Annotated in this window: 8 protein-coding genes and 2 pseudogenes; all 10 read right to left on the reverse strand. The window is 38.7% G+C overall.

The annotated features are described in order from the left end of the window. Nucleotides 1–208: pseudogene (locus BLR42_RS21220) on the reverse strand (transposase); the annotation flags it as partial. A 40-nt stretch (nucleotides 209–248) separates the two neighbouring features. Then, nucleotides 249–581, reverse strand: coding sequence for a hypothetical protein (locus BLR42_RS21225; protein WP_139165240.1), 333 nt, complete (start codon nucleotides 579–581; stop codon nucleotides 249–251). After that, on the reverse strand, nucleotides 559–891 hold the full coding sequence (locus tag BLR42_RS21230) for a hypothetical protein (RefSeq protein WP_207648594.1): 333 nt from the start codon (nucleotides 889–891) through the stop codon (nucleotides 559–561). The genes BLR42_RS21225 and BLR42_RS21230 overlap by 23 nt, the downstream gene beginning before the upstream one ends. Nucleotides 892–995: 104 nt before the next feature. After that, complete coding sequence (locus BLR42_RS21235; RefSeq protein WP_091873548.1) at nucleotides 996–1,529, reverse strand: GNAT family N-acetyltransferase; 534 nt, start codon at nucleotides 1,527–1,529, stop codon at nucleotides 996–998. Between the two features lie 18 nt (nucleotides 1,530–1,547). Then, entirely contained in the window at nucleotides 1,548–2,126 is a 579-nt protein-coding gene (rfbC, locus tag BLR42_RS21240) for a dTDP-4-dehydrorhamnose 3,5-epimerase (RefSeq protein ID WP_091873551.1), read from the reverse strand. 338 nt (nucleotides 2,127–2,464) lie between these two features. After that, a complete protein-coding gene (locus tag BLR42_RS21245; RefSeq protein ID WP_091873554.1) occupies nucleotides 2,465–3,703 on the reverse strand; it encodes a nucleotide sugar dehydrogenase in 1,239 nt (412 codons plus the stop codon). Nucleotides 3,704–3,828: 125 nt separating this feature from the next. Further along, complete coding sequence (gene wecB, locus BLR42_RS21250; protein WP_091873557.1) at nucleotides 3,829–4,929, reverse strand: non-hydrolyzing UDP-N-acetylglucosamine 2-epimerase; 1,101 nt, start codon at nucleotides 4,927–4,929, stop codon at nucleotides 3,829–3,831. A 486-nt stretch (nucleotides 4,930–5,415) separates the two neighbouring features. Beyond that, nucleotides 5,416–6,983 (reverse strand): annotated as a pseudogene (locus tag BLR42_RS23395) (IS3 family transposase). Between the two features lie 123 nt (nucleotides 6,984–7,106). Beyond that, nucleotides 7,107–7,370, reverse strand: a complete 264-nt coding sequence (locus tag BLR42_RS21260) for a DUF1413 domain-containing protein (protein WP_091873559.1) — start codon at nucleotides 7,368–7,370, stop codon at nucleotides 7,107–7,109. Between the two features lie 461 nt (nucleotides 7,371–7,831). Beyond that, the coding region (locus BLR42_RS21265) for an ErpK protein (protein ID WP_242879468.1) at nucleotides 7,832–8,073 on the reverse strand (242 nt) is incomplete at its 5' end.

Genomic DNA, 8,073 nt, shown 5'->3' on the forward strand with positions numbered 1-8,073 from the left:
TATCTCCGCGGAACAGTTTTTCGGAAACATCCCTGCTCTTATACAGGTTTATTGCTTCTTCCGCTGTCATGGACTCTGATGTGATAAGTACAAAGCATCCACAGAGTGCAATCTCCCTGTCTATGACATTAGTGCGTTCGCGCCATGCAAGGAGTCGTTCATCTTCCTTGCCCTTATTGTAAATTCTTAACTTCCAGTCTTTTACCACTCAAAATCAAAGCCCTGCTGAAATGCTTTCGGCAAGCAACTCAGTAGGGTTTATTTTTATCCGAATAAAAACTCATGTAAACGGTAAAAATATATTCCATAGCCGAAAGAACAAAAGTCAGTGTCACAGCACAGAACAAACCGCATGCAACTACCCCAGAAATTACATTCAAAAAACGCTTTCCGCCACCAATTAATTCCCCTCGCATTTCTCCCAAAAACTCCGAAACCACTGAAAACAGCAGTGCATAGTCAAACAAATGCACTCCCGCCATAATCGTCATCTCGGAATATCCGAAAGTAATCTTACAAAGAAGCATCTCCCACAGCGCCATAAATGGCGGATATTCCTTATGCACACGAAGATTTGACACACACATCTTCCGTATAAAACCTGCCGGTGCGGAACATCTCCTTGACCATCATTCCCCAGTGTGACAATTCATCCCAGTGCCAGAAAAAATACCCGTAATCCACAATCACAGTAAGCAGGAACATTCCCAGGAACACATAAAAACCTGTTGAAAAGTAACTGTCTCTTATCTCTTTTAAATCCCTCTTCACAATCAAATATGCCGGGAACAATAATGCAAAAAACACATCAACTACCACTCCCGGCACAAAAGTCTTAAAAATCATCTGCGAAGCATAAAGAAATAGTGTACTTACAATAATCGCAGACACAACGCAGTCCCCATATTTCTTCTTAGAAAGAACCACATAGGTGCCTGTTATAAGGCAAATATATAAATATGTTATCAACAAAATAAATATTCGAAATATACCAATTACTCTCCCTTATATTCTTCCTCAAATATAGACATCCTATATGCATCATCATAGCTTCCGTCTATACCTACTGCCTCACCCTTCAAAACAGTTTCTTCTTTAAATCCGGCATTCTCAAGAAGTTCCTTCTCATCCTCATATCTTGTGAATACATATGAATACACCTTATGCATACCAAGTTCTTCAAAACAAACCTTAAGAAGCTGCTTAATTGCAATAGTCTGACTTTCAGTATTCCACTCCTCATCATCTCTGGTGAAAATACACAGCTCACATCTCTTATTTGTTCTGTCTATATCCTTCAAATAAACAGTAGCGATAGGATATGTAACCACACCTGTAAACTCTTCTATTCTCTCAACAATATACTGCTTATAGTGTCCTGTTTCCACCATCTCATGGTAAAACTTTTTATTGGATTCTATAGTAATAGGATTCCTATTAAAACAATGCTTTGCTACTATAGGGTTATTTCTCCACTTTACTATAAGCGCCCCATCTTCCTCAGTAACCGGTCTCAAATAGATTTTCATACATTTTCCCTCCTCGAATCACATATTGTGTTCTTTACAATAATCTGCAAAACTAGCGTTAACTTTATCCTTATCAGACAAAATCAGATCTGCTTCTGTCATCCCTTCCGGAATAGGCCATTCAACCCCTATATCCGGATCATTATACATAAGACCACCTTCATCATTCGGATGATAAAAATCTGTAACCTTATAGCAGAACTCAGCATAATCACTAACAACCAAAAATCCATGGGCAAATCCCTTCGGTACCAGGAACTGCTTTTTATTCTGTGCCGATAACAAGATGCCGTAATGCTTGCCGAATGTCGCAGAGCCGGGTCTTAAGTCAACTGCAACGTCATATACTTCACCAACGATAACTCTTACTAATTTATCCTGTGGGAAGTTCTTCTGAAAATGCAAACCTCTCAGCACACCCTTCTTACTTGCTGATTGATTATCTTGAACAAAGTTATAAGATAATCCCTCTGCCTCCATATCGTTCTGGTTGTATGTCTCTACAAAATATCCTCTGTCATCTCCGTAAACTGTGGGAGTGATTACACAAAGTCCCTCTATGCCATTTACATTCTTTTCAACTGTTATTTTTCCCATATTAACTATATCCTTTCTACATTTGCTGTTATTTTAAAACTTGCCTTTTACATTATCAAGGAAAGAGTCATGCCTGTTAACAATAATACTTCCCTGCTTTTGTTCTCAAACACCTTAGAATAGATTTAAAATATTCATTACAATCTATATTATACCAGTTCCGAATTTTTGAACGATATCTCTAGACACATAAATGCTTTAACTATGGTATCAATAACAATAGCAATTCCACATAAGGCAAAAGGAATGATACAAATCAAAAGTCTCCCCCAAGAACCATACGATCCCCAAAACACTGAATAAAGTATAGAAACCATTCCTCCAAATATCCCTAACGGTTAATCTCTATAATAGATATCTCTTGTATAAACCTTATCCTTTACATCATCCAGACAAGAATCATATCTGTTAGCAATAATACTCTGACTCACACTTTTGAATTTCTCTAAATCGTTAACTATTTGGCTTCCAAAGAAAGTGTCGCCATCATCCAAAGAAGGCTCATAAACTATGACCTTCGCTCCTTTCGCCTTTATCCGCTTCATAATGCCTTGAATCGAGCTCTGCCTGAAATTATCAGAATTACTCTTCATTGTAAGTCTGTATACCCCAACAACTACTTCCTTCTCTTTACTCCTATCCCAAGATGCATTAGCTTCATAAGCTCCTGCAAGTTCCAACACCCGGTCTGCTATGTAATCTTTTCTTGTACGATTAGATTCTACTATAGCAGACATAATCTCTTGTGGAATAGTATTATAATTAGCCAGTAATTGTTTTGTATCTTTGGGCAAACAATACCCGCCGTAGCCAAATGAAGGATTATTGTAGTGGTCTCCTATCCTTGGATCCAGACAAACTCCCGTAATTATAGATTTTGTATCCAATCCTCTCATTTCTGCATAGGTATCAAGTTCATTAAAATATGACACTCTCAACGCCAAATATGTATTTGCAAAAAGCTTCACTGCTTCTGCTTCAGTGAATCCCATATAAAGAGTATCTATATCTTTTTTTATAGCCCCCTCTGCCAATAGTCCAGCAAATTCACTAGCATCTTTTAACAGTTTTTTGTCAGCCATATCCGTTCCAACAATAATTCTTGAAGGATATAGATTATCATACAACGCCTTTGACTCGCGAAGAAATTCAGGGCAAAATAATATTTTATCTGTGTTATATTTCTCGCGAACAGAATTTGTATAGCCTACAGGAATAGTGCTTTTTATCACCATAACAGCATTACTATTTACCTTTAGCACTTGTTCAATAACACTCTCAACCGCAGTAGTATCAAAATAATTCTTTTTACTATCATAGTTTGTCGGAGTAGCTATTATAATATACTCTGCTTCACTATATGCTTTATCACCATCAGTTGTTGCTGACAATTTTAGCTCATTCTCAAGAAGATATTTCTCGATATACTCATCCTTGATTGGTGATTTTCTGTGGTTTATCAGATTAACCTTTTCATCAATAACATCTACAGCAGTTACATAATTATTCTGAGCTAATAACACAGCAAGTGAAAGCCCAACATAACCCGTCCCTGCTACAGCAATTTTTCTATCCATATTTGCATTCTCCAAAACACTATCGATTTTTTATAATTAGTCCTTTTGGTACATACTTCATTTCCATGCCATGCTCACTTCTCGATCATTTTAAACACTTTTAGAAATCATGCCTAAGCCAAACTTTATATATTAATAATCGCCTCAACAATTCTCTCACTCGCATGACCATCACCATAGGGATTAACAGCCTTAGCCATCAAATTATATCTATTCTCATCTTCCAAAAGCAACTTGGCCTCTCGAAATATCACATCTTCATCAACTCCTACTACCTTCACTGTACCTGCTTCAACTGCCTCCGGCCTCTCCGTCTCTGTTCTAAGGACAAGTACCGGCTTACCAAAGTGTGGAGCTTCCTCCTGAAGCCCACCGGAATCTGTCATAATCATGCAGCTTCGGGCCAACAGGTTGTGCATGTCCAGCACATCGATTGGATTAATAAGTTTAACATTATCAATATCTGATAACACTGCAAATACTGTATCACGAACTGCAGGATTTAAATGAACCGGATAAACAAATCTAACATCCTTATATTCCAACGCCAACCTCTTAATCGCACTGCATATATTCCGAAGTGGTTGCCCCAGATTTTCTCTTCTGTGGGCAGTAATAGTAATTACTCTGCTATTATCAAAATCCATTGTTCTCAATGACTCATCCGAAAAGACATACCCATCCTTAACAGTATACTGAAATGCATCTATTACTGTATTCCCGGTTACAAACACATTATCAGATATGCCTTCTCTCAAAAGGTTATCCGCATTCATCTTAGTCGGAGCATAATAATATGTACTAATCCTATCCGTCAAAAGCCTGTTCATCTCCTCAGGAAACGGCGAATAAATATCCCCAGTACGAAGGCCAGCTTCTACATGTCCCACAGGAATCTGCTGATAAAATGCAGCAAGAGCAGCTGCATAAGAGGTAGTTGTATCTCCATGCACCAGCACAATATCCGGTTTCTCTTGCTTCAATACCGATTCTATTTTCTCCAAAATAGACGTAGTAATTGTTGTAAGTGTCTGCCTGTCCTTCATTATCTCAAGGTTATAATCTTCCTTTACGCCAAAGGCTTCCATAACCTGAGCTAGCATTTCTTTATGCTGTCCGGTAAGACATACAACACAATCAATATCTTTATTCTCTTTTAATTTCAAAACCAGAGGGCACATCTTTATTGCCTCTGGTCTTGTTCCAAATACCGTAAATACTTTCATTATTCTCTAGTGTCCCTCGATAAATTCCATCTAATCCAAAGATCTAAATTATCCCCGATACAAATTTTTTAGCCCACATATTATATAGATTGACTCTGTACTAATCATCAGCTTGTGTAATCATATACATGCTGATGAATCTGAAACAGTCGTAGACAAATAAACTACCTTCAATGATTTTGTCTCCATCTTAAAAAATCACTTGCTAATACTTCCGTCCTTTTTTAGCTCCTTCAGCATTCATATGAAGCGGGCCATCATAAAACAAATCACTTGAAAAGAAATAATCTCGATAATGTGAAATCACTTCACAATCCAATTTTTCCCTCAATTCATTCTCAAATGCATCAAAGTCATCCTTAGATGGAGTTGTATCCATCTCACATATAGGATATCCTGCTATTAGTAAAGTAACTCCTTTTTCATTTAACCTTTTACGGAATTTTTTGGGTAGTTGTCACCCACCCTTATTCCTTTCCTTTTATTCTATGAGGCTTGCGCCTCGTTATTAGTTTCTTTTTCTTGCCTCGGATTTAACCACTCTGTATCGCTATACTCCCAGTTTCTGATGTTTCTTGTCCACCTTTCTGGATGCGCTGCTCTTGCAGCCTCATAAACTTCGATACGCTTTTGAAGTATATCTCTGTCTAATCTAGCGTGTCTTTCTGCAGGTGTCACGTAATTTATTCCGCTGTGACGATACTTGTTGTTATACCAGTCTACAAAGTGTTTCACCCACAACCTTGCCTCAACGATGTCATTAAAGCCTTTGGGCTGATAATTCGGCATATATTTCAGTGTCTTGAAAAGGCTCTCTGCATAAGGATTATCATTACTGACTCTCGGCCTGCTTCTTGAAGGGGGTGATTCCAAGCGCATAGAGTGTCTCCAGCATTGTTGCCCCATTCATTGGGCTTCCGTTATCAGAATGAAGCACCAGCGGTTCCTTATTCATGAATATCTTTTCTTCATGGTAGATGCGTTTTATCAGTTTTTTAGCAAGGTCTGCTGACTCTTGGTCGTAAACTTCCCAACCAACAATCTTCCTGCTGAACAGATCTGAAAACAGATACAGATAGTAATATTTGCCTTTTATTGGTCCGTTTAGATATGTTATATCCCACATCCACACCTGATTAGGTGCTGTTGCTTTGTGGGTTGATACTGGTCATTTCTGTGGTGCCTGATCCCGCCCTCTGTGGACCAGCTGCTTTGCATCCCTAAGTTCGTTATAAAACGTGCACTCACTGCCAAGATAAATTCCTCTATCCGCTAGTATCGGTACCACTTCACATGGCGCCATGGACGCAAACTCTTCAGAATTCATAATGTCCAGTATCTCCTGCCTTTCTTCCTGGCTCAGTTTATTCACGGGCTCAGGGCGCTCACAGGTAGTGCGCTTATCTATATAGTCGTTGTCTGTATTCTTCCAACGATTATAAGTGCGTTTACTGATTCCAAGCTCGTTACACGCCTTATACAACGCTGCTCCGGAACCAACTGCTTCAGAGATTAGTTCTACTGCTTGTCTACGATCTGAGGCGCTAATCATCAGTCCTCTTCTTCCGTCCCCCAAATCGCATCGGCTTTTTTCTTAGTACTAACAGTGCTGCAGCTTCTGCCAATGCTTTTTCTTTCCTTGCAAGTTACTTTTCAAGTTTTTCTTTCTGCTTGCGTTCAGCATTCAGTTCCTTTGAAATCTTGTCTCTTCGTTCTACTGCATCGTTATTTGCATTTATGCAGGCATCTCTCCATTCCCTTACCTGTTCAGGATATATACCTTTTTCTCTGCAGTACTCAGAGAACTCTATTTCAGACAGGTTTGCTGTCTCAAGAACCACCGTAAATTTATCTTGGCTGCTCCATTTATCAGCATTCTTGTACTTGGTAGTCGCTGATAATCCCCTTTGGTTCTGGGCTTCATCTCTCCACCTGTACAGGGTATTAATCCCTATCCCTGTCTCCTTATGGATGTCTGAAACAATCACATCCTCTTCCAGTAACCTGGCTACAATAGCCTCTTTCATTTCTTTTGGATACTTATTAAAGCTCATACTTGTCACCGTTCCTTTGGTAATCATCTTACCAACTATGGGAGGGGAGTGACAACTACCCTAACACTGAGGGCGCGAATGCGCATAACTATAGGGAGGATTACATTACTGAAATATAGTGTATTACAACTTTCTATATCTTTGTTGCCATTTTTCTGTTTTTGCATTCTTCCCTTTAATTTTTATAATAATAGCCGCCCCCTCTTCAGACTCTGCATAATCACCAAACAAATCTCCCGCCCTCATTCTTATTTGTTCAGGAATATGTCTCCACTCTATTTCCCTAAACAAATCTCTTACAATGAATTCGTCATGCGTTTCTGCATAATGAACAGCCTTCTTTGCTAGGTCAAATAATTCTTCTGGTGTTATTTCTCGTACATTCATATGGCTTTCCTCCTCGCAATCACCGTCTTTTATTCCGCATCCGTAACTATAGTCATATAGTGGACTTTTTTCTGATCTTCTTCTGTATTATTGACATAATGCGAGTTTATGTTATTAAATACACATGCGGTGCACCGTATGTGTAACTGTTACCCATTTTGTGAGATTATTGCATGTCAACTAACCAAAAACGGGCTCAAGACAAGCGGAATGAAAAAAGGCTTTATTAGCAAATAATATAAACTAAATCAATCTGTCGCTGATGGTTTTGACAATGCTTGCAAACACGACAATCGGTCGCAAGCAGGACAATCAACTTTTCTTATTAGCAATTATTCTAATATTGTTGAAAGAAGATTTAATATCATGCACATTCAATGTTAACTTCCTATCTTTTTAACTCTCGTCGTCACTTCCGGTAAATCCCCTCAAAAAATCTCTTAATGCAGGGTTGATGATTTTTAATCCTTCTCATCAGCGTCCCCATTCATGAATTCTATGATCTCTTTCAGTGACTTTTTACTCTTCTCGAAAGCCTTCACCAGTTCCTTGCTCTCAAGTTCCCTGCGCTTTGTTATGAGCTTGTCCAGTTCTTTAAGCTCTGCTTCATATCTGTCTTTTGCCTTAAATACTGCCTCTTCCTGTTTCTTGATTCTATCGTCTAAACTTGTTCTTGCCATGATATCAGTCCTCCCTCTCTGCA

It is taken from the genome of Butyrivibrio sp. INlla16, from assembly GCF_900104155.1.
Taxonomy (GTDB): Bacteria; Bacillota; Clostridia; order Lachnospirales; family Lachnospiraceae; genus Butyrivibrio.

What these genes read in the sequence shown, in the direction of transcription:
- BLR42_RS21245 (WP_091873554.1), bottom strand. Translation starts at nt 3,703, where the DNA reads ATGGATAGAAAAATTGCTGTAGCAGGGACGGGTTATGTTGGGCTTTCA.
- BLR42_RS21235 (WP_091873548.1), bottom strand. Translation starts at nt 1,529, where the DNA reads ATGAAAATCTATTTGAGACCGGTTACTGAGGAAGATGGGGCGCTTATA.
- rfbC (WP_091873551.1), bottom strand. Translation starts at nt 2,126, where the DNA reads ATGGGAAAAATAACAGTTGAAAAGAATGTAAATGGCATAGAGGGACTT.
- BLR42_RS21260 (WP_091873559.1), bottom strand. Translation starts at nt 7,370, where the DNA reads ATGAATGTACGAGAAATAACACCAGAAGAATTATTTGACCTAGCAAAG.
- wecB (WP_091873557.1), bottom strand. Translation starts at nt 4,929, where the DNA reads ATGAAAGTATTTACGGTATTTGGAACAAGACCAGAGGCAATAAAGATG.